18 protein-coding genes are annotated in these 21,387 nt (G+C 73.5%); 7 read left to right on the top strand and 11 right to left on the bottom strand.

Going from position 1 to position 21,387, the window contains the following annotated elements; genetic code table 11:
• Window positions 1-17 precede the first annotated feature (17 nt).
• A complete protein-coding gene (locus tag PS271_RS17095; protein ID WP_398382707.1) occupies window positions 18-1,229 on the top strand; it encodes a winged helix DNA-binding domain-containing protein in 1,212 nt (403 codons plus the stop codon).
• Window positions 1,230-1,435: 206 nt separating this feature from the next.
• On the opposite strand, the gene PS271_RS17090 is transcribed toward PS271_RS17095, so the two are convergent.
• Complete coding sequence (locus PS271_RS17090) at window positions 1,436-2,191, bottom strand: helix-turn-helix domain-containing protein (protein ID WP_398382706.1); 756 nt, start codon at window positions 2,189-2,191, stop codon at window positions 1,436-1,438.
• Window positions 2,192-2,446: 255 nt separating this feature from the next.
• Here PS271_RS17090 and PS271_RS17085 point away from each other — a divergent pair, with 255 nt between their 5' ends.
• Complete coding sequence (locus PS271_RS17085; protein WP_398382705.1) at window positions 2,447-3,112, top strand: DUF4097 family beta strand repeat-containing protein; 666 nt, start codon at window positions 2,447-2,449, stop codon at window positions 3,110-3,112.
• Window positions 3,113-3,333: 221 nt separating this feature from the next.
• On the opposite strand, the gene PS271_RS17080 is transcribed toward PS271_RS17085, so the two are convergent.
• From PS271_RS17080 to PS271_RS17060, 5 genes are all read right to left on the bottom strand, one after another.
• Complete coding sequence (locus PS271_RS17080) at window positions 3,334-4,227, bottom strand: AraC family transcriptional regulator (protein WP_398382704.1); 894 nt, start codon at window positions 4,225-4,227, stop codon at window positions 3,334-3,336.
• Window positions 4,228-4,341: 114 nt separating this feature from the next.
• Complete coding sequence (locus tag PS271_RS17075; RefSeq protein WP_398382703.1) at window positions 4,342-5,088, bottom strand: rhomboid family intramembrane serine protease; 747 nt, start codon at window positions 5,086-5,088, stop codon at window positions 4,342-4,344.
• Between the two features lie 72 nt (window positions 5,089-5,160).
• Window positions 5,161-6,720 (bottom strand): MFS transporter, encoded by a 1,560-nt coding sequence (locus PS271_RS17070; RefSeq protein ID WP_398382702.1) that lies wholly within the window; start codon window positions 6,718-6,720, stop codon window positions 5,161-5,163.
• Between the two features lie 121 nt (window positions 6,721-6,841).
• On the bottom strand, window positions 6,842-8,149 hold the full coding sequence (locus PS271_RS17065) for a M64 family metallopeptidase (protein ID WP_398382701.1): 1,308 nt from the start codon (window positions 8,147-8,149) through the stop codon (window positions 6,842-6,844).
• Window positions 8,150-8,307: 158 nt separating this feature from the next.
• The gene (locus PS271_RS17060) at window positions 8,308-9,627 is read right to left on the bottom strand and encodes an alpha/beta fold hydrolase (RefSeq protein WP_398386896.1); all 1,320 of its coding nucleotides are present in this window, start codon (window positions 9,625-9,627) and stop codon (window positions 8,308-8,310) included.
• A gap of 336 nt (window positions 9,628-9,963) precedes the next feature.
• On the opposite strand from PS271_RS17060, the gene PS271_RS17055 reads away from it, so the two are divergent.
• The 3 genes from PS271_RS17055 (at window position 9,964) to PS271_RS17045 (ending at window position 13,639) form a co-directional block, all read left to right on the top strand.
• Entirely contained in the window at window positions 9,964-11,346 is a 1,383-nt protein-coding gene (locus PS271_RS17055; RefSeq protein WP_398382700.1) for a helix-turn-helix domain-containing protein, read from the top strand.
• A 446-nt stretch (window positions 11,347-11,792) separates the two neighbouring features.
• Window positions 11,793-12,503: a response regulator gene (locus PS271_RS17050; protein ID WP_398382699.1), complete on the top strand. Its 711-nt coding sequence runs from the start codon at window positions 11,793-11,795 to the stop codon at window positions 12,501-12,503.
• Window positions 12,500-13,639 (top strand): sensor histidine kinase, encoded by a 1,140-nt coding sequence (locus PS271_RS17045; protein WP_398382698.1) that lies wholly within the window; start codon window positions 12,500-12,502, stop codon window positions 13,637-13,639. The genes PS271_RS17050 and PS271_RS17045 overlap by 4 nt, the downstream gene beginning before the upstream one ends.
• Before the next feature lie 62 nt (window positions 13,640-13,701).
• On the opposite strand, the gene PS271_RS17040 is transcribed toward PS271_RS17045, so the two are convergent.
• On the bottom strand, window positions 13,702-14,109 hold the full coding sequence (locus PS271_RS17040; RefSeq protein WP_398382697.1) for an STAS domain-containing protein: 408 nt from the start codon (window positions 14,107-14,109) through the stop codon (window positions 13,702-13,704).
• Window positions 14,110-14,576: 467 nt separating this feature from the next.
• On the opposite strand from PS271_RS17040, the gene PS271_RS17035 reads away from it, so the two are divergent.
• Both PS271_RS17035 and PS271_RS17030 read left to right on the top strand, forming a co-directional pair.
• Window positions 14,577-15,143 (top strand): sigma-70 family RNA polymerase sigma factor, encoded by a 567-nt coding sequence (locus tag PS271_RS17035; RefSeq protein WP_398382696.1) that lies wholly within the window; start codon window positions 14,577-14,579, stop codon window positions 15,141-15,143.
• Complete coding sequence (locus tag PS271_RS17030; protein ID WP_398382695.1) at window positions 15,140-16,414, top strand: maleylpyruvate isomerase family mycothiol-dependent enzyme; 1,275 nt, start codon at window positions 15,140-15,142, stop codon at window positions 16,412-16,414. Before PS271_RS17035 ends, PS271_RS17030 begins: the two co-directional genes overlap by 4 nt.
• Before the next feature lie 64 nt (window positions 16,415-16,478).
• Here the strand turns inward: PS271_RS17030 and purU are convergent, their stop codons facing one another.
• The 4 genes from purU to PS271_RS17010 form a co-directional block, all read right to left on the bottom strand.
• Window positions 16,479-17,372 carry a formyltetrahydrofolate deformylase gene (gene purU, locus PS271_RS17025; RefSeq protein WP_398382694.1) on the bottom strand — a complete coding sequence of 298 codons (894 nt, stop codon included), beginning with the start codon at window positions 17,370-17,372 and terminating at the stop codon, window positions 16,479-16,481.
• A gap of 61 nt (window positions 17,373-17,433) precedes the next feature.
• Entirely contained in the window at window positions 17,434-17,928 is a 495-nt protein-coding gene (locus PS271_RS17020) for an SCO4402 family protein (protein ID WP_398382693.1), read from the bottom strand.
• A gap of 57 nt (window positions 17,929-17,985) precedes the next feature.
• Window positions 17,986-18,687, bottom strand: a complete 702-nt coding sequence (locus tag PS271_RS17015) for a hypothetical protein (RefSeq protein ID WP_398382692.1) — start codon at window positions 18,685-18,687, stop codon at window positions 17,986-17,988.
• A gap of 1,063 nt (window positions 18,688-19,750) precedes the next feature.
• A complete protein-coding gene (locus tag PS271_RS17010; RefSeq protein ID WP_398382691.1) occupies window positions 19,751-21,139 on the bottom strand; it encodes an NsdA family TPR-like regulatory protein in 1,389 nt (462 codons plus the stop codon).
• Window positions 21,140-21,387 lie beyond the last annotated feature (248 nt).

Below are 21,387 nucleotides of genomic sequence, written 5' to 3'. Positions count from 1 at the left end.
CCTCTACGCTCGCCCCCATGAACCGCAGCCCCGTCCGTGCCGCCGCCGCCCGCATCTCCGACGACCAGCGGCGGGCCCGCCTCGCCCGGCGCCACCTGCTCCACCCGGCGCACCGGGCCGGTTCCACCGAGGAGGTCGCGGACGCCCTCGTCGGACTGCACGCGAGCGACCCCGCGACCGTCTACCTGTCCGCCTGCGCACGGCTGGCCGAGCCCTCGCCCGGCGACGTGGACCGGGCGCTGTACGAGGACGTGTCCCTGGTCAAGCTGCTGTCCATGCGGCGCACGCTCTTCGCCGTCACCACGGACCTCGCCCCGTACGTGAGCTCCTCGACCGCCCGCGCGGTCGCGCTGCGCGAGCGGGCGACGCTCCTCAAGCACCTGCGCGAGAACACCGAGGGGTCCGAGGGGCACGCGCCCTGGGACGAGCAGCGGCTCGCCCGCACCGAGCGGGAGGTCCTGGACGCGCTGGCCGCGCGCGGCGAGGCCACCACCGCCGAACTCAGCAAGGACGTGCCCGCCCTGCGCGAGACGCTCCTGATGGCGCCGGGCAAACCGTACGAGGCCCGGCAGAGCATCGGCAGCCGGGTGCTGCGGGTGCTGGCCGCGGACGGGCACCTGCGGCGCGCCCGGCCGCGGGGTTCGTGGACCAGCAGCCTCTACCCGTGGGCGCCGGTGCCGCAGATCCCCGAGATGGACGTGCGCGAGGCGAAGGCGGAACTCGCGCGACGCTGGCTCGCCGCGTACGGGCCGGCCACGGAGGCCGACCTGAAGTGGTGGACGGGCTGGACGCTCGGCGACGCGCGGCGGGCGCTGGCGGATGTGGGTGCGGGTGCGGTGGAACTGGCGGGAGGGGAGACCGCCCATGTCCTGGCCGACGACTTGGACGACGACCCCGCCCCGGACCCCTGGTGCGCGCTCCTGCCCGGTCTGGACCCGACCGCGATGGGCTGGCGCGGCCGCGACTGGTACCTCTCCCCCGACCACGTCCCCGCCCTCTACGACCGCGCCGGCAACGTCGGCCCCACGGTGTGGTGGAACGGCCGCATCATCGGCGGCTGGGCCCAGCGCGCGAACGGCGAGATCGCGTGGCGGCTGCTGACGGACGCGGGCAGCGAGGCGGAGGAGGCGATCGCCGCCGAGGCGGGGCGGTTGTCGGCGTGGCTGGGTCCGGTACGGGTCACCCCCCGCTTCCGCACGCCACTGGAGAGGGAGCTGGGGGTGGGGTGACGGGCGGGGGCTCAGATCCGTGGCTCGGGTGCGGGTCAGAACAGGCCGAGTGAGGCCGGGGTCAGGGAGGCGCGGACGGCCGGGGGGCCGGTGAGGCGGGCGCCCGACGCTCCCGGGTCATTTGTACGCCGCGCGACCCCACCCCGCCGGTGGATTTCCGCGCCGAGAAGACCCCAACCCCCACACACCCGCAGTCGGCGTCGCACTCAGCGGCGGTCCGGGCTCGGCTCGGTCGTAGCGTCTGACGGCCGTTCCGGTTTGGTGTGGAGGATCTCGCGGGCCTGGTCCGCGGCGCGGAGCATGCTTTCGCCGACGAAGTCGACGAAGCGGGCGATGTTCTCGAGGCGGACGGCTGCCTGGGTGCCGGGGCCGAGGAGGGTGACGCCCTGCCGTGCGGTCTCGGCGAGCCGGGCGTGGGAACGGGCGGCGGCGACCATCCCCTGGTACCAGACGTCGCCGTCGACGACGTAGCGGTCGCGGCGGCGTTCGTCGCGTTCGCGGCGGATCAGGTCCATGCCTTCGAGCAGCGTGGTCGCCTTGGAGATGGACGCGGGGCTGACCTGGAGGCGCTGGACGAGTTCGGACGCGGTGAGGCTGCCCGCGTCGGAGGTGTAGAGGCAGACCAGCACCCGGGACATCATCTTGGGCAGGCCCTGCTGCATGAGGAGGGTCGTGAACGCCTCCTCGTACTCGCGCACCGCCTCGGCGTCGCGCCCCTGGACGTGCGGGGGCGTCTCCGCCCCCCGGGGCGCGGCCTGCCTGCGCCGGTGGGCGCGGCGTTCGGTGGCGCGGTGGGCCAGGTCGGCGCGGTAGGCGGTGGGGCCGCCGTTGCGCATGACCTCGCGCGTGACCGTCGAGGTCGGGCGCTCCAGGCGTCTGGCGATCTCCGCGTAGGCGAGGCCGTCGGCCAACCCCAGCGCGATCTGCTGGCGTTCCTGCTGGGTGAGCCTGCCTCCCGGCATCGCACTCTCCTTCGTGGTCAGCGATCTGCGGCCCCGTGATCCGTGGCGCCCCACAGCATAGCGTTCACCTTTCTTCCATTGCAACGAACAAGGCGTGTGACGTTGCATTAGATTTCCGACCGTTGCAACGAAATCTCTTACTTGACCTGCGTAAATGGCATTACTGCGCAACGACCTCGTTGCCAGATCATCGAACGCAACGTAGCTTTTCCATTGTCAGAAACGACGACGCCACCACGCGAAGGACCCACCACCATGCAGAAGTTCGCCACCACCGCCCCGATCTCCGCCGTCCTCGACATCCCCGCCGGTCGCATCCAGTTCATCGCCGCCGACCGCACCGACACCACCGTCGAGGTCCGGCCCGCCGACGCCACCAAGAACCGCGACATGAAGGCCGCGGAGGAGATCGAGGTCTCCTACGCCGACGGCATCCTGCGGATCGAGGCCCCCGAGGCGAAGAACCGCGTCCTCGGGCACTCCGGGGCCGTCGAGGTCACCGTCCAGCTGCCCGCCGGCTCCCGCGTCGAGGGGAAGTCCGGCGCCGCCGAGTTCCGCGGCGTCGGACGGCTCGGCGACGTCGTCTTCACGGGGGGCTACCGCTCGGTCAAGCTCGACGAGGCCGCGAGCGCCCGCCTCACCGCCCACGACGGCGACGTCTCCGTCGGCCGCCTGGGCGGCCCCGCGGAGATCAGCACCCAGCGGGGCGACATCCGGATCACCGAGGCCATGGGCGGCACCGTCACCCTGACCACCCAGTCCGGCGACATCTCCGTCGGCGCCGCCCGCGGCGTCTCCGCCTCCCTGGACGCCGGCACCGCCTACGGCCGCATCAGCAACACCCTCATGAACGCCGGCACCGCCGCGCTCGACATCCGCGCCACCACCTCCCACGGCGACATCACCGCCCGCAGCCTCTGACCGCAGCCGCCCCACGTCCGGCACATGTCCGGCCCGCATCCGTCCCGCATCCGTCCCGCATCCGTCCCGCTGCTCGGCAGCGGGATCGGCAACTAAGCGCTCCGCGGGAAGTGGAGTGCGTCATCTGCGGGCCGGTGGGGGCTGGTCGCGCAGTTCCCCGCGCCCCTTCGGGGCACGGACCCGCACCGCACTTCGGCAAGACCGCTTAGGAAGGGACGGGCTCAGGCCGTCGCCCTCTCCACCGGAATCCACAGCTCCGAATCCGCCTGTGCCTCCGCGTCCGCCGTCCCCTGGGAGACCCGTACGCGCAGGATCTCCGGTCCCGGCCGGCTCCGGTACGGATTGGACGGGAACCACTGGGTGAAGACGTCCCGCCACAGGTGCTGGAGCGCCTGCGGGAACGGGCCGGAGTTCTCGAAGACCGCCCAGGCACCCGCCGGCACCGTGAGCGCGTCGAAATCCTCCGGTACGGAGGCGGAACCGGTCACCACGCCGTGGTAGTAGTCGAATTCGGTTCCCTCGGCCCGGCTCGGGTCGAGGTCGTCGCTCACCGCGACGATCCCCGCCGGCTCCTGATCGGACAGCGCGGAAATGCGCCCGATCGTCTCCTGATCGATGCTCCGGATGAAATCGGCGAGCGCCGGATTCACCCCTTCGTGCACCAGCGGAGCACGGACCTTCTTTCCGGCCACACGGAACTCCGCCTTTTCCACAACCCGGTATCGCATGCTGCTCCTTCCCTCCACAACAAGACGGAAGGAGATCCGCTGCTGGGACCGCAGAGAGGCACCGCTCCGCCGGGCCTCGCCCGGGCCCACGCCGTGCATGGCGCGGAACGCACGCGCGAACGCCTCCCCCGAGCCGTAGCCGTGACGCACCGCGATCTCCAGCAGCGTCCGCTCCCCGGCGAGGACTTCGGCACCCGCCACGGTGAGCCGCCGGCGCCGGACGTATTCCGACAGGGGCATCCCCGCCAGCGCGGAGAACATCCGCCGGAAGTGGTACTCCGACGTCATCGCGATCCGCGCCAGCGCAGCCACGTCGAGCTGCCGGTCGCTCTGCCGGCCGAGATGCGACTCGATGTGATCCAGGGCCTCGTTCAGCTGATCCAGCACTGCGGACCTCCTTCCCTTTACGTCCTTCACGTTAGGAAGGCGGCGTGCTCCCGGACCCGACATCCTGTGCCCGGTCCGGTCAGGGGCGGCCGGCCCCCTTACAGCCCTACAGCCTTACAGCAGTCCCAAGTCGTCGAGTTCCTTGTACAGGGCCGCCCGCGGGTGGTCGGCGGCGCGGGCCGGGAGGTGGCCGGGCTTCGGGGCGGGCCCGGGTCCACCGTCACGGGCACGGTCGCGGTCGCGATTGCGCCGGGCACCGCGGTCGCGGAAGGCCCACGCCCCCGCCACCCCACCCACCAGGCCGCCGAGGTGACCGAGCCAGCTGACGCCGGGCGTCCCCGGCACGGCGACGGTGAGGAGATACGCGTACGAGGCCGCCATGACGACGCCGATGAGGGTGTCGATCAGGTGCCGGTCGAAGAGGCCCCGGACCACGACGTACGCGAAGAACCCGAAGACCAGGCCGCTGGCGCCGACGGTCCGGGTGCCGCCGTCCCCGAACACCCACTCCGCGAGCCCGCTGCTCACCATCACCAGGACGCTCAGCCCGAGAAAGCGGGCCACGCCCCGGTAGGCGGCAAGGAATCCGAAGACGAAAAGCGGCCCGGAATTCGCCTCGATGTGCTGCCAGTTCCAGTGGAGGAAGGAGGAGGCGAAGACGTCGGGAAGCGTGCCGATGTCACCGGGGACGACCCCGTGGTCGCGGGAGAAGGCGTAGTCGCTCGCCCAGTTCGCGAGCTGGACCGCCCATATCAGGGCCAGGAATCCGAACATCACGAAGAAGGCCTTGCGCGCCTCCGCGAGGATCCTTTCCGCGTCCACCTGCCCTCTGCCGGTGGCACCGCTGCCGAGCCCATTCATGTGAAACGTGCTTCCCTTCCGGACTGCCTTCCCTGACGGCCTTCCCGTCGCAGTCGTAGGCATAATGCCTGATCAGCGATGCCGCCCCGGCCCGGGGCCGCTCCTGCGCGAATCCCGGCCGGACCGGCGGCCTTCCTCTCCCCCGGTCTTGCGCGGCAGCGCCAGCGCCCCCACCCCCGCGCCCGCCGTGCACACCGCTCCCACCAGCAGCGCCCTCCCGTATCCCACCGCTCCCCCGCCCGCGTGCGCGGCCACCGTGCCGAGCATGGCCACGCCCAGGGCGCCGCCCACCTGGCGGGAGGTGTTGACGAGGCCGGAGGCCAGACCCGCCTCGTGGGATGCCGTACCGCTGGTGGCAGCGCTGGTGACGGGCATGAGGGACAGGCCGGCGCCGAGCGTGGCCAGGACGAACGGCCCGAGGACGTCCGCCACGTAGCCCCCGTGAGCACCGTGGGGGCCGTGATCCCCATGGGCCCCGATGCGCGACAGCCACAGGAACCCCACCGTGCTCAGCGTCATCCCCGTGAGGATGAGGGGGCGCGGCCCCGTGCGGGCGATGAGGCGGGTGGAGATCTGTGCGCCGGCGACGATGGCGGCCGAGCCGGGCAGGAAGAACAGCCCGGCGACGAGGGCGCTCTCTCCGAGGACTTGCTGGAAGTACAGGGAGAGCATGAACCACATCGAGAACGCGGCCGCGCCCATGGCCAGCACCAGCAGGTTGGCGGTGGCGACGGTCCGCCGCCGCAGGGTCGCGAGCGGGACGAGCGGGTGAGCGGCCCTCGTCTCGACGGCCACGAAGGCCGCGAGCAGCAGCGCCCCCGCCGCCAGCGAGCCCCACACCACCCACGTACCCCACCCGTGCGTCTCGCTGGCGACGGTGCCGTACACGAGGGCGGTCAGGCCGGCGGTCACGGAAACGGCGCCCGGGATGTCGAGACGGCGCAGCCCGCCCGCGGCAGCCCCGTCCTCCCCGGCCGGCTCCCCGGCCGCATCCCCGGCCGGTACGCAGTACATCGCCGCGGCCAGCAGCCCCGCCCCGATGGGCACGTTGACGAACAGCACCCAGCGCCACCCGGCGTACTCCGTGAGCACTCCGCCGACGACGCCGCCCACCGCGCCTCCCGCCGCCATGACCGCGCTCCAGGCGCCCATGGCCCGCGTACGGGCGGCGGGTTCGGTGAACGTGCGCATGATCAGGGTGAGCGTGGCGGGGGCGAGGACGGCGCCGCCGGCGCCCTGGACCGCGCGGGCGGCGATCAGCAGGGAGCCTTCGGTGGCGAAGCCGCCCGCGAGGGAGGCGAGCGTGAACGCGGTGACGCCGGCGAGGAAGGCGCGCCTGGTGCCGACGAGGTCGGCCGCCCGGCCGCCGAGGAGCAGCAGGCCGGCGAAGGCGAGGGTGTAGGCGTTGACGATCCACTGCTGGCCGGCCGCGCCCAGCCGGAGCTCGGCGCGCATGGCCGGGAGGGCCACGTTCATGACCGACACGTCGAGGATGACCATGAACTGGGCCGTGCAGGCGATCACGAGGATCGCGGTCGTGGCGCGTGCGGACGGTGACCGGCCGGTCCGGGACCGGCCGGCCCCGCGTATGACGGGGCGGGGCTGGGGTGACGAGGGGTCGGCGGCTCGCATGGCAGTGACGTCCTCCAGCGGCAGGTGTTCCAGCGGGCGGACCAGCAGACGCTCAGGAGGCTTCCCAGCGCCGCCCCTCAGCAGACGCCCAGCAGACGTGCAGCCGACGCTCAGCAGACGCTCAGCGCGTCACCCTCCACGTCAGCGCCCCCTTCAGCCGCCCCCGCAGCTCCGGGTCGAGGACGGCGTCCGTGCGGTCCACCGCCCGTGCCGTCAGCGCGTGCGGGCGGCCGTCCGCCGGTACGCCGAGCGCCCGCGGGACGACCTCGGTCCGGCCACGGGCGGTCACGACCTCCAGCCCGTCCACGTACCAGCGCACGGTGACGGTGGGCGCCCCGGGCCGGACGGTCACGGGCTGACGGCGCGAGACCGTACCGTTCGGGCCGCTGTCGCTGCTCAGCACGCTCGCGTGGCGGTAGAAGCCCGCGATCATCGCCTCCCGCCCCGGCAGGTTGAACTCCCGGCCCAGCGTACGCATGATCGAGTTGTCGGTGGGGCGGTAGAGGCCCTTGGGGTAGTAGCCGCCGCCCTCGTACGAGCCGACGGTGCCGCCGTCCGGCGAGGTCCGGCCGATCCAGCGGTACCACTTCTGCCGCTGCTGCGCCTGCTGCCCGGCGTCCAGCGTGCTGATGTTGACCTCGTGCGGCTCGGCGCCGGTGTACGTGCCGTACTCGTCGTACTGGTACTCGTCGGCGAGCTTGCCGAGCGAGTGCCCGGTCTCGTGGACGGCCACCTGGTCGGACTTGGGGTGCCCGGACGACGCCGTGGCGACGCCGTCGTAACCGGGCTGCGAGACGACGTCGTTGTAGCCCGCGCCGCCGTATTTCGTGGAGTTGGAGAGGACGACGACGAGGTCGGCGGCCGGCGCCTTCGCCGCGTACGACTCGACGCGCGCGGTGTCGACGCACAGCAGCCGCTCGATGTCGTCGCAGAAGAAGTACGAGCGCAGGGCGGTGTCCTTCGTGACGCCCTTGGCGGGGTCGTTGGTGACGCCGGACTCGCGCGAGACCGCGTCGACCGCCCACACGTTGAAGAGGTTCGTGTAGGAGGCGTACGGCTCGACGGCCGACATCTTCGCCCACTTGGTGCGCACGGCGGCGTGGAAGTCGCCCTGCTGGTCGGCGGTGTAGCCGTCGCCGATGAAGACGACGTCGAGCTTGGAGCCGACCGGGCCGTTGGTGACGACGGGGGTGACGTCGCCGTCGCCCTTCGCGGAGGGGCGCAGCGGGTGGGGCAGGGCGGGCGACGCCGCGATGGTGGTGTGACGGGGGTGGCCGTCCGGGCCGGTGAAGTACTCGACGTCTTGCGTGCGTTGGGCACGGCCCGGGTCGGGGGCGGGGCTCGCGGCCGCGGCGGGCGCCGTGACCGTGGCGGCCAGGGCCGCCGCGAGGGCCAGCCCGCCGGCCGCGAGGGATATGCGTCGTCTCATGGGGGGTTCCTCCCGGGCTCCGCCGCCGCGAGCTTCGCTTAAGCGGCGGGTCAAGTCGCTTTAAGGTGCGGCTTAACGTAGGGGCCCGGGAGTCCCCCGGCAATGGACGGGATCAGAGGAGACTTGGACTGGTGAGCTTCACGCTCGGCTCTCGACCGTCACGCCTCGTCCCGTACGAGCCTCAGCAGCCGGTCCAGTACCGTCCGGCCCCCCGCCCGTACGCCGTCGTGCTCGTACTCGTCCGTCACCCACGTCCGCAGCCCGCGGATCGCGCGCGCCGTGCGCAACGAGTGCGCGGTGTCGACGTACAGGTCGTCGTGGTAGACCGCCGCCGCGACCGGCACGGTGTTGCGGGCGAGTTGGGCCGCGTCGTAGAGCGGTGTCCAGCCCTTGCGCTCGGCGAGGAGTTCGGCGGTGCGGCGCAGCGGGCGCAGGGCGGGGTGGGTGTGCAGCATCCAGGGGTGGACGGTCTCGCCCGTGAAGAGGAAGCGGTCGCCGCCGGCCCCGGATCCGCTGCCGCCTTCGGCGCCGTGCCGGTCGAACTGCGGGAACTCCGCCCGTACGCGCTCGGCCGCCCAGTGCGTCGCCGCCCCGTCCTGGGCATAAATGGCTTCGTGGAGCAGCGCGTAGAGCGGGCAGTGGGCGCGGGAGAGGATCGCCGCGACCTGCTCGCCGAACGCGTCGGAGAGCCGCGGCCCGGCGGGCGTGTCCGCGAAGGCGTCCTCCAGGAGGTAGTGCAGGCGGTGCGAGCCGTCGCCCGTGCCGAGGAGGATGCCGAGCTGCTGGAAGGCCCGGACGGTCAGGTGGGTGCCGTCGGCGAGGACTTCCTCGTGCTCGGCGAGGTGGGCGGCGATGCGGCGGGCGGCGGCCTCGTCGCCGGGGTAGCGGTCGTAGTGGGCGAGGGTCTTGCGCTCCATGCGCGGGTAGGCGGCGCGGTAGACGGCGTCCGCGTCGGCGTCGAGGCCCGGGAGGCCGCCGGTGATCAGCACTTCGGCGAGGCCCTCGGGCGCGAGGGAGAGGTAGGTGACCGCGCAGAAGCCGCCGAAGCTCTGCCCGAGCACGGTCCACGGCCGGTCTCCGGTGAGCCGGCGGCGGATGTGCTCGCAGTCGCGGACGATGGAGTCCGCGCGGAAGTGCGCGAGGTAGCCGGCCTGCTGGGCGGGGGTGCCGCGGAGCGGGAGGGTCTGGCGGGTGGCGGGGGTGGAGCGGCCGGTGCCGCGCTGGTCGAGGAGGAGGACGCGGTAGTCCTCCAGGGCGCGGTCGAGCCAGCTCTCGCGGCCCACGGGGCGGCCGGCGGGGAAGCCGGGTCCGCCCTGGAGGTAGACGAGCCAGGGCAGTTCGTCGTGCTCGCGGCTCGTCGCGACGACCTCGCGCGCGTAGACCCGTATGTGCTCGCCGGCGGGGTCGTCGTGGTCGAGCGGCACGTCGAAGTGGTGGTCGGTGAGGACCAGTCCGGGCTGGCGGTGCCGGCCGGTCACCGACGGCGCCGCCGCCCCGGCCCGTACGGCTGCACCGGCGGGTGCGGCGCCGAGCGCCCCTCCGCGCCTCTGTGCGCCCCCTGCGAGATCCTGCCCGGCGCGGGCATCCGGCATGTTTCCATCCTCACGTCGTCACGTAGTACCTGAAATGCGTACCTGAAATGCACGGCACACCCGACACGCACGGCGCATCGCACACGCGCGCCGCACCTGGCACGCGCGGCGCATCCGAACTGCACCACACACCCGAAGCGCACAGCGCATCCGGAGCGCACGGCGTGCCTGAACCGCACGGCGTACCTGAAAATGCACGGCGTAACCTACCGAGGGGCAGCAGTGGCCGAGAACAGCACCCACGGCATACGGGCCGACGGGCCCGCCGAGATCGGCCGGCGCGTGCTGCGGCTGCGGACGGCCAAGGGCCTCACCCAGCGCCAGCTCGCCGAGCCCGCCTACACCGCCGCCTACATCTCCACCCTGGAGGCGGGCCGGGTCCGCCCCTCCGAGACCGCCCTGCGCCACCTCGCCGACCGCCTCGGCACCACCGTCGACGAACTCGCCACCGGCCGCCCCGCCCATCTCGCGACCCGGCTGCGGATGCGGCTCACCGACGCCCGCCGCACGCTGGCCACCGGCGCCGCCGAGGACGCCGCCGTGCGCTACGCGGTGCTGCGCGACGAGGCGGCCGGCGCGGAGCTCACCGCCGAGCAGGCCGCCGCCCACCTCGGCCTCGGCGACTGCGCCCTGGAGACGGGCGAGCTGACCGAGGCGCGCGACCACTACGCCGCCGCCGAGGCCCTGCTGGCCGGCGAGCCGCTGCCGCGCCGCGTCCCCGCGCTGCGCGGCCGTGCCACCGCCCACCTCCTGGCGGGCGAACTGCGCTACGCCTGCTACCTGCTGGAGACCGCGCTGGACGAGCTGAACGCCTCCGGCCTGCACGACCCCGACGCGCTGCTGCTCCTCTACACGGCGTCCATCGCCCCGTACATGGACATGGGGGCGCACGCCCGCGCCGCGCACGCCGCCGAGCTGGCCCTGGCGCTGGCACCCCAGGTGGGCGACCCGGCGCTCGTCGCCGGCATGCACCGCGGCGTGGCCCGCACGCTGATCGCCGAGGGCCGCATCAAGGAGGCCGACGCCTCCCTCGCCAAGGCCCAGGAGCTCTACCAGCAGCTGCACATCCGCACCGAGCTCGCGCACTGCCACTGGATGCGCGGCTACGTGCGCGCGCAGAACGGCGACCTGGAGGGCGCCGAGAGCGAGCTGCGGACGGCGCGCGACATGCTGGCGTCGAAGCGGGCGCCGCTGTTCACCGTGCAGGTGGAGGTGGAGCTGGCCGACGTGCTGCGGCGGCGCGGCAAGACGGCCGAGGCGGAGGGGCTGCTGAGCCCGCTGCTGGCGCCGACGGCCGCGGAGTCGGCGCTCGGCGCCGAGCGCGGCGCGGTCCACGCGGGCGGCGCGCACCGGCTGCTGGGGCTGATCGCGGAGGAGCGGGGCCTGACCGAGACGGCGGAGGAGCACTACTGCGCGGCGCTGTCGCTGCTGGAGCGGACGGGGGCCGCGGGAGACCTGGCGGACCTGTGCCGGCTGCTGGGGGACCTGCTGCGGCGGACGGGCCGCGTCGAGGCGGCGCTGGACGCGTACCGCACGGGCCTCGGCCACCGGGCCGCCCCGGGCACGACGACCCTGGGACCGGCACCGGCGGCGCCGCCGCTGTAGCGACGGCACCGCACGGCTCCGGCCCCTGTGAACAAAGGCATTCCCTTACGCAGAAGGGCATCCCCTCGCCAACAGGGCATTCCCCCGGCCGCGGGCCGCCGCTTGTGGGGGATGCGGCGGTCCGCGGCCGTGTGCCGCAACACCTCACTGCCGGTAGGTCAGTCCCGGCATGCTGCAGTACGGACAGCACTCTGCCGCCTGCCCGCCCCGTGCGGAATCCGCCGCGGGTCCCGGCTCGCCCCCGCCGATCGGAGGGGGTGCCTCCGCCGACCGGCGGGGAGTCCGAAGGGCGGTCGCGCGGAGCGCCACGCTCCGTTTTCGGCCATGGTTGTCCGACCGGTACGGCAGGCTGGGGGGCGTGACCGGAACCGGACCCCCCTGAACAGGGTCTAGCGGGTCGTGAGCGCACAGAGCAGCGGCAGTAGGCGTGGAAGAGGTAACGGCAGGTGATCCGTGTTGCGGTGGTGGACGACGAGCAGCTCGTCCGGTCCGGGCTGCGGATGATCCTGGGCACGGCCCCGGACATCGAGGTGGTCGCCGACTGCGGCGGCGGCGAGGCCGTGGCGACCGTGCGCGACTGCGCCCCCGACGTCGTCCTGCTGGACATCCGGATGCCGGACGTCGACGGGCTGACGGTCCTGCGCGCGCTGCGCGGCGCCCCGCGCCCGCCCGCGGTCGCCATGCTCACGACCTTCGACGCCAACGAGTACCTGGCGGCGGCCCTGCGCGGCGGCGCGACCGGCTTCCTGCTCAAGGACACCGACCCCGAGCAGCTCGTGCAGGCCGTGCGGACCCTCGCCGCGGGCGGCAGCGTCCTCGACCCCGGCGTGACCCGCGCGGTGATCGGCGGCTACCTCGCGTCCGAGGCGGAGACCACGGCCGCCGAGGCGGTGTCGGCGCTCACCCCGCGCGAGCGGGAGGTGCTCGCGCACCTCGGCGCGGGGCTGGCCAACCCGCAGATCGCCGAGCGGATGGGGCTCGCGCCCAGCACGGTCAAGGACCACGTCCGCGCGGTCCTCGGCAAGCTCGGCGGGCTGAACCGCGTGCAGGCCGCGATCATCGCCGACCGGGCGGGCCTCGTCACGGCGCAGGGCAAGCAGCGGCCGCAGGGCGAAAACGAGGGGGCCGGCGCGGGCGGCGCGGGCGGGTCCCGGTGACGGCCGCAGCGCGCCTCCGCCGGCTGCCCCCGCGCGTCCGCGCCGCCCTCCCGATCGCCGTCCCCGCGCTGATAGCGGCCCTGGACGCCCTGCTGGTCAACGGGCCGACGCCCGGCCTGCAATCCGGGGTGTCGCTCGCGGCCGCGGCCGCGCTGCTGTGGCGCCGGCGCTTCCCGCTCAGCGTCTTCGCGGTGACGCTCGCCGGCATCTACATCGGCTACATCTGGTTCGCCCCGATGATCGCCCTCTACACGGTGGCGACCCTGCGCACCGACCGGCGGCTGCTCGTCGGGGCGGCCGCGCTGCTCGCCGCCGCGCACTTCCTGCCGTACCCGATCTCCCAGCTCTCGTTCGCCGACCGGCGCGACGTGGCCCTCCAGTTCGTCGACGCGTGCGTCACCGCCGCCACGCCCGTCGCACTCGGCCTGCTCACCCGCACCCGGCGCGAGCTCGGCGCCCGGCTGGACGAGCTGACGCGCAGCCGGGCGCGCGAGGACCGGCTGCTCGCCGACCAGGTCCTGGCCACCGAGCGCGCCCGGCTCGCCCGCGAGATGCACGACGTCGTCGCCCACCAGGTCAGCCTGATCAGCCTGCAAGCGGGCGCCGTGCAGATCAGCACGGGCGACGAGCGGGCGCGCGAAGGCGCCCGCAGGATCCGCGAGCTGTCGGTGCGCACGCTGGAGGAGCTGCGGCACATGGTCGGCATCCTGCGCGCCGCCGGGGCCGACACCGAGGAGCTCACCCCGCAGCCGCGGCTCGCGGACCTGCCCCGGCTGATCGAGCTGAGCGCGCTCGACGTGACCTACGAGAGCGCGTGCGATCCGGAGACCGTACGCTCCGAGGCCGTCGAGCGCGCGGCGTTCCGCACGGTGCAGGAAGCGCTGACCAACGCCCGCAAGCACGCGCCCGGTGCGCGGGTACGGGTGCGGCTGGCGGAGGACGCCGCGGAGAGACTGCTGGTGGAGATCCGCAACGGGCCGCCGGACGCGGCCGTACCGGCACCGGGGCTGCCCGGCGGCGGGCACGGGCTGGTGGGACTGCGCGAGCGGGCGCAGAGTCTGGGCGGAACGCTTGAGGCGCACGCGACGCGGGAGGGCGGCTTCGTCGTACGGGCGGGGTTCCCGCGCGAGCACTGAACGGACGGTGAGCCGGACGGTGAACCGGCCAACGAGAACCGGGTAACGACTCGGGCGATGCGTCAGGCGGACTGCGCGGGGAGGGTGCCGAGGGCGTCGCCGGCGCCGTCGTGCCCCTCGTGGGTGGCCGCGGCCAGGTCCGGGTAGATCTCGAAGAGCCGGCGCACCCCGAGTGCGCCGAGCACCCTGTTGACGTGCGAGCCGTCCGCCGCGCCGCCCTGCGGGGGCAGGATCAGCCTCAGGCGCCCCTGGCACGAGCGCATCAGGCGGCGGGCGGCGATGAGCACGCCGACGCCGCTGGAGTCGCAGAAGCGCACCTCGGCCAGGTCCAGCACGAGGCTGCGCCGTCCGTCGGCGACCGCGTCGTGCACGCGTTGCCGGACCACCGGCGACGTCACCAGGTCCATCTCGCCGGAGACGCGGAGGACGGCCCAGTCCCCGCGCTCGGCGTCCTTCACCTTCAACGTCACGCGCTCGAAGCCCCTTCGCTCGGTCTCTCGATCCCCGGAACGGACCTTTCCGCAGCCGTGGCTGCCCGGCGTCTCCCCTGTCTGTCCCTCGTGAAACACCGAGGGGCCCGACCGGCCCCCAACGAGCCTATGCCCAGCTCGAACCGTTAATCCCCAAAGTTCCGGTCACACCCGCATAACACATCGGCACATTCGCGCACGTACGATCCGTAACGATCGGCCAGATGTGCGGAACGTGACCGTGGCAATACCATCCGGAGCCGCTCGGCGGGGCGATCTTCACGATGTTCCCCGCAAACGCGGTCGGACTGTCGGACCCGGCCACTACATTCGAGGAGTATGTGACCGTGGGCACAAGCACGGTGCGGCGCGGCACCGGGCATGAGTGCGACGCACACCCTTACGGGCAGACTTACGGACACGCTTTCAGCGATCGAGGGACCGGCGGCGGAGCGGAGGGGGCAGCCATGGCGACCGACGGAGCACCACCCCGGTGGGACCGGAAGATGCAGCAGCGGCTCGCGCACGGCGAGGCGGCCGCCCTCGGCGAGCTCTACGACCGCTTCGCCTCCCTCGTGCACACCCTCGCCCACCGCGTCCTGGAGGACGAGGCCGCCGCCGACCGCGTCACGCGCGAGGTTTTCGGCCACGTCTGGGAGCACCCCGGCGACTTCGACCCCAAGGAGGGCTCGCTGCGCTCCTGGATCGCCGGGCTCACCCACCGTCAGGCGGTGGAGCGGCTGCGGCAGTCCCAGAGGGAGGGGGCCGCCACACCCGAGGAGATCGAGGAGAAGGTACGGGCGGCGTCCGCCGCGGCCCGCGCCGACTACATCGTCACGTCCATGCCGGCCCCGCTGCGCGCCGCGCTCGACCTCGCCTACCTGCGCCGCCTCGACTACCGCAGGGCCGCGGCCCAGCTCGGCGTCACGGAGGACGAGGCGCGGCGCCGCCTGCGCCTCGGGCTCCAGCTGCTCTCCACCGCGCACCGCGGGCCGCGCGTCGTCGCGCCGCCGGCGCACGGAGGGGCACGGTGAGCGAGGAAGCCGGCCGGGGCGGCGCGGGCCCGCACGGCGGAAACGGCGCTTCCGGTCCGGCGGGTCGGCCGCGGATACCGCTGCCGCGGACGGCGGCGGAGGACGGCCCGCGCTGGCCGAAAGCGGCCTCTCCCTCAGCCCCTGCCCCTGCCCCTGCCCCTGCCCCCGAAACGGCCCCGGCGTCGCACAAGGTCCTCAAATCCCTCCTCGGCGCGTGGGCGCTGGCCGTGTGCTCCCCCGAGGAGACCGCGGCCGTCGAGGCCCATCTGACCGACTGCGCCACCTGCGCGGACGAAGCCGTACGGCTGCGTGAGGCCGTCGCCCTGCTCCACCCGGAGGACAATCTGGACCTCGACCCGCGGCTGCGCTCCCGCGTGCTCGCCTCCTGCCTGGGCCGCCGCCCGGCCCGCGTCCCGGTGCCCGCGTGGGCCGCGCCCTACGACGCGGAGACCGCCCGCCTCGACGCCCTCCTGCACGACATCGGCGAGGCGGAGTGGCAGGCGCCGGTGCGGCTGCGCTGGTTCGACGGCGAGCGGTCCGCCGGGCGGGACGCCACGGTGGCCGCGGTGATCGGCCACCTCACGGCCGTCGACGGCCTCGTCGCGAGCACGCTGGGCCTGCCGGACCCGCTGGGGGACGTCACGGGCTCCCCCGGCGAGCGCACGGAAGCCCTGTGGGCGGCCCGGTCCGCGACCCCGCCGGGGGCGGTGCGGGCCGAGTGGCGGGAGCAGGGCCGCGCGCTGATACGAAGCGCGTCGTTCGCCGACGACGAGGCGGCCGGACTGCCCGTCCCGTACGGCCCGTCCACGCTCCCCGTACGCGACGCGTTCCTCGACCGGGCCTTCGAGTGCTGGATCCACGCGGAGGACATCGCCGACGCCGTCGACTACCCCTACCGCCCGCCGTCCCCCGGCCACCTGCACGAGCTGGTCGGCCTCGCGGCCCGCATGCTCCCGGCAGCCATCGCCGCCCGCCGCCGCGCGGGCCTCGCCCCGCCGGCCCGGGCCCTGGCCCCGGCGGGCGCGCCGGGCCGCTCCCTCCACCTGGAGGTGGAAGGCAGCGGGGGCGGCCACTGGCACATCGCCCTCGACTCCCCGGCGGCCACGACGTCGCCGGAGACCGAGGTCGCTCACGTGGCGCTGGACGCCACCGAGTTCTGCCGGCTGGCCGCGGGCCGGGTCCACCCGGAGGACGCGGCGGCGGGCCAGTCAGGCGACCGCGAGGCGATCCTGGACGCGCTGTACGCGACGGCGTCACTGTCACGCATGTGAAAACGGGCTGCGGCCCGCATCCGAAGATGCGGGCCGCAGCCGCTCACCAAGAAGGAACCACGCCCTAGGCGAAGACGACCGTCCGCCGGCCGTTGAGCAGCACGCGGTGCTCGCTGTGCCACTTGACCGCCCGGGCGAGCGCCTGGCACTCGACGTCGCGGCCGATGGCGACCAGCTGCTCCGGGGTCACCTCGTGGCCGACGCGCTCGACCTCCTGCTCGATGATCGGGCCCTCGTCGAGGTCGGCCGTCACGTAGTGCGCCGTGGCACCGATCAGCTTCACGCCGCGAGCGTGCGCCTGGTGGTACGGCCGGGCGCCCTTGAAGCTCGGGAGGAAGGAGTGGTGGATGTTGATGATCTTCCCGGAGAGGACCTTGCAGAGGTCGTCCGAGAGGACCTGCATGTAGCGGGCGAGGACGACGAGCTCGACGTTCTCGGCCTGGACGAGCTCAAGGAGCTTCGCCTCCGCCTCGGCCTTGGTGTCCTTCGTGACCGGAATGTGGTGGAAGGGGACCCCGTAGGAGCCGACGAGCTCGGCGAAGTCGGTGTGGTTGGAGACCACGGCGGCGATCTCCACCGGCAGGGCGCCGATCCGCGAGCGGAAGAGCAGGTCGTTCAGGCAGTGCCCGAACTTGGACACCATCAGGACGACGCGCATCTTCTCGTCGGCCCGGTGGATCTGCCAGTCCATCTGGAAGGAGTCGCCGATGGCGGCGAAGCTGGCGCGCAGCTTCTCCAGGGTGACGGGCGCCTCCGCGCCGAAGTGGACGCGCATGAAGAAGAGCCCGGTGTCGCGGTCACCGAACTGCTGGCTGTCCTCGATGTTGCACCCGGTCATGAAGAGGTAGCTGGACACCGCGTGGACGATGCCCTGCTTGTCGGGGCAGGAGAGGGTGAGGACGTACTGCTCGGGCTGCGCTGGGGCCCCTTCGGCGGCAGGGGACTGGGAGGCGTTCATAGCCCAATAGCCTCGCACACCCGCGGGGCCCCCTGAACCGCGCCGCGGTCGGGGCCGCGGCTCAGCGCACCTGCGTGAGCCGCTCCAGCACCTCCAGCGGGCGCGGCGGGGCCTCCGGCTCGTCGCCGTCGTTCAGCGCGAGCCGTACGTGCGCCTCCCGGGCGGCCCGGACGGCCTCCGGCCAGCCGTGGTGCTCCAGATACGCCGAGACGGGGGCGTCCGGCCCGACCTGGTGCATGATCCGCAGGACGCGCAGCACGGCGAGGTCGACGAGCGCGGCCTCGCCCGAGTCGCGGAAGATCGTCCCGATGTATTTCTCGGCCGACCAGTTGTCCAGCCAGGTGTCCTCGACGAGGCGGTAGACGGCGTCCGTCACATCCCCGAAGCCCTCGTCGCCGGCGAGCCAGCGCTCGCGCTGGAAGACCGGGTCCGAGAGCATGTGCAGCGCCGAGCGCACCTGCGCACGCCAGCGCCACCACGGCATGTCATTGAGCGGCATGCCGTCCATGGTGGTCGAGCGGCGGCCGCGGCGGGAAGACTTCTCCGAACCCTGCATAGCAATCGATCGTACGTTCCCCCACTGACATCGGGCCCGAGACCCCGGGAGTCACCCTCAGAGCTGGGCCCACGAGTGCTGCGACAGCCCGTACTTCTTCGCGATCGGGTTCCAGAGATCCGCGGCCGCCTTCTTGGCGGCCGTGGCGTCGCCGCTGGCGCGGTCACCCGCGGCGCTCTCACCCGAAGGGCGCGCGTGCCCCTTGATGCAGCCGTGCTTGCCGCCCACCTCACCCGCCCACGCGGCGTAGTGGCTGTCCGCGGAGGAGGACGACTGCCACGCCTTGGTCAGCTGCGCCGACAGCTGTGCGCTGTTGGGCAGCTTGTCGATCGCGGTCTTCTGGAGCCGGGTGACGAGGCCGTCGCGCTGCTTGGCGGCGTCGCGCAGGTCGGACGCGGACTTGTCCAGGTCCTTGCAGCTGCGGGTCGAGTCGACGGCCTTGATCACGGCGTCGCGGCTGTTGTTGCTGTCCTTCAGCAGGGCGTCCAGGGCCTTGGCCTGGGCGATCGCCGGATCCGCCGGATCGGCCGACGGCTCCTTCTTGCCGCCGTCGTCACCCTTGGGCGCGTCGCCGGGCGCCTCGGAGCTGACGGCGGCGTTCTGCGGGGTGTCCTTCTTCTCGTCTCCCCCGCCACTGAGCAGCGCACCGGCAGCAAGCCCGGCGACGGCACAGCCGGCGACGACGATGCCGACGATGGCCGCGGTGGGCAGCTTCCGCCGAGGGGCCGGGGAGACGGGAGCGGGCTGCGGGGCCGCCACGTGCGGACCCGCCACGTGCGGGGCACGCGGCGGCGGTACGTGCCCGGGGGCGGCGCCCCCGGAGGCGGCGGCGGAGGCCGCGGAGGCCCGGAACAGCCCGTCGAACTCGGAGGGCGGAGGCCGCTCGCCCTGAGCGGGGGCACCGCCGAGCGGCGACTGATAGGGGGGCGGCGGTACGGGTCCGCCTCCGGCGACGGGGGGCAGGTACTGCGTAGCAGCGGCGGAATCCCCGCCACCGGAACCACCGCCGGAAACAGGCGGCAGATACTGCGTAGCGGCAGCAGCGGAAGCATCCCCGGAAGCAGAAGCAGGCGCCCCACCACCCACAGGCGGCAGATACTGCGTAGCGGCAGCGGAATCCCCACCCGCGGGGCGGCCCCCACTGACGGGCGGCAAGTACTGGGTGGCGGCGGCAGCAGAATCGTCACTGCTGACGGGCGGCAGGTACTGGGTAGCGGGCTCGTCGCCCCGTGCGGCCCCCTGGGCATAAGGAGCGGGCGGCCGCGGTGCACCGGGCAGCGGCCCGGAAGCGACCGGCGGCAAGTACTGAGTGGCCTCGGAGGAAGGGTCCGGTGCAGCAGGCCCAGGGGCAGAGGTACCCAGGACGGGCGGCAGGTACTGGGTGGCTTCGGAGTCGCCGGGGCGCGCGGGGCCGCCCGGCGGCATCTCGGGCGGCAGGGGGGCGCGCTGTGCGTCGGGACCCCACGGCTCGCCCCAGGGCCGGCCGGCGGCCGGCTGAGGCGCGTTGCCCTGTCCGCTCTGCGTCACCGGGACTCCTCAAGCTGTACGGCAACTTATCGATAGCGCGGCCACGCTACCGGGTCACCGCACGGCAGGGCCATGCGGCAGGAGACGGCGGGGAGGGCGGCGGGGGCGCAGGGGTGTTCCGGAATGCTGCCGGATATTTGTGGGCGAGGTTCCGGGTACGTCTGCGACTGACGGTTCCCGCCCGTAAATATCCGATTCCGGAACACCCCGGAGCCCCCGCCGCCCGGCACCGGACAACGGGCCCGCACCCCCACGCCACGCGGCCCGCACCGGACAACGCGCCCGCACCGGACAACTAAGCCGCCTGCACCTCCAACCGCGCCCCGAACTCCCGCACGACCGGCTCCTCCCGGTAAGGAGCCAGCCGCTGCTGGAAGTCCTCCAGATACTCCGCCCCCCGGTTGGACCTCAGCGTCCCCAGCAGATCCAGCGCCCGGACCCCCGTCGCGCACGCCTCGTCCACGTCCCGCTGCTGGACCTGCGCCGCGGCCAGCAGCAGCATGCCGATGGCGCGCCTGCGCACCCGCCCCTCCGCGTGCCCGGCGATGGCGTCCTCCGCGTGCCGGCGGGCCTGCTCGGCCTGCCCGAGGTCGCGGTGGCAGTGCGCCAGCTCGTCCGCCAGGTAGGCCTGGTCGAAGTGCCGGATCCAAGCCGGGTCACCGGAGTCCGCGGACGGCTCCCCGGCCTCCTCCAGCTTGGCCGTGGCCTTGGCCGCGACGACCTGGCAGGAGCGGGCGTCGCCGAGCAGCGCATGCCCCCGCGCCTCCGCCGCGTAGAACATCGCTTCGGCCCGCGGCGTGACGTGCCCCCGAGCCCCCTCCTGCGCGGCCTTCGCCAACTGCGCGATCTCCCGCGGGTTTCCCAGCGACGCCGCCAGGTGACTCATGCTGGCGGCCAGCACATACCCCCCGTACCCACGGTCCCCCGCAGCCTGGGCGAGACGCAGCGCCTGGATGTAGTACCGCTGGGCGAGCCCGGGCTGGCCGGTGTCGACTGCCATGTACCCGGCGAGCTCGGTCAACCGTGCGACGGCGGCGAACAGTTCGCGCCCCACGGACTCCCGGTAGGACCCGGCGAGCAGCCCGGAAACGACGCTGTTGAGGTAGTGCACGACAACGGGCCGCACATGCCCACTGCCGTACCGGTGATCGAGCTCAACGAGCGCCTCCGTGGTAGCTCGCACAGCATCCACGTCGGAAGCCCCGACCCGCGCCCCCGCGTTCCGCGCGACCTGCGGATCGGCCCCGGTGATGAGCCAGTCACGGCTCGGTTCGACGAGTGCGGACGAGGCGACGGACGTCCCGCTGAGGAAGTCCCGGCGCCCGACGTCGCTGCGCCACAGCTCACACACCTGCTCGATCGCGCCGAGCACGGTGGGCGAGAACTGGAGGCCGACGCCGGAGGCGAGGTTCTTGCCGTTCGCCATGCCGATCTCGTCGATGGTGACGGTGCGCCCGAGCTTGCGGCCGAGCGCCTCGGCGATGATGGCCGGGGCGCGCCCGCGCGGCTGCTGGCCGCGCAGCCAGCGGGCTACGGACGTTTTGTCGTAGCGCAGGTCGAGCCCGTGCTCGGCGCCGCACATATTGACGCGCCGGGCGAGGCCCGCGTTGGAACAGGCGGCTTCCTGAATGAGCGCCTGCAGCCGTTCGTTCGGCTGCCGCGCCACGAGTGGCCGTGCGGCCATGCTGTACCCCCTGGGACTGCTAAGCGTTCGCGGCGCGGTCCGCCGCGGAATGCGGAGAAGCTGTGACAGCTGACACTGACTGCTGCGCTGCTGACTGCGTCTTCCCCTGTGATCTTTGCCCCCTGAATGTCCGGAGAATGCGGACTTACCGGTAATGACAGCAAAGGCGGCAATGGCCAGACAATGACGGTCTCGCCCCGTCGCCGGACAGGTGGCTACCCACCCTCGGCGGCCAACCCGCGTCTGCG

This window comes from Streptomyces sp. SCA2-17, from assembly GCF_044336695.1.
Note: the sequence above shows the minus strand (reverse complement) of the source record. Positions and strands in the feature narration are given on the sequence as shown.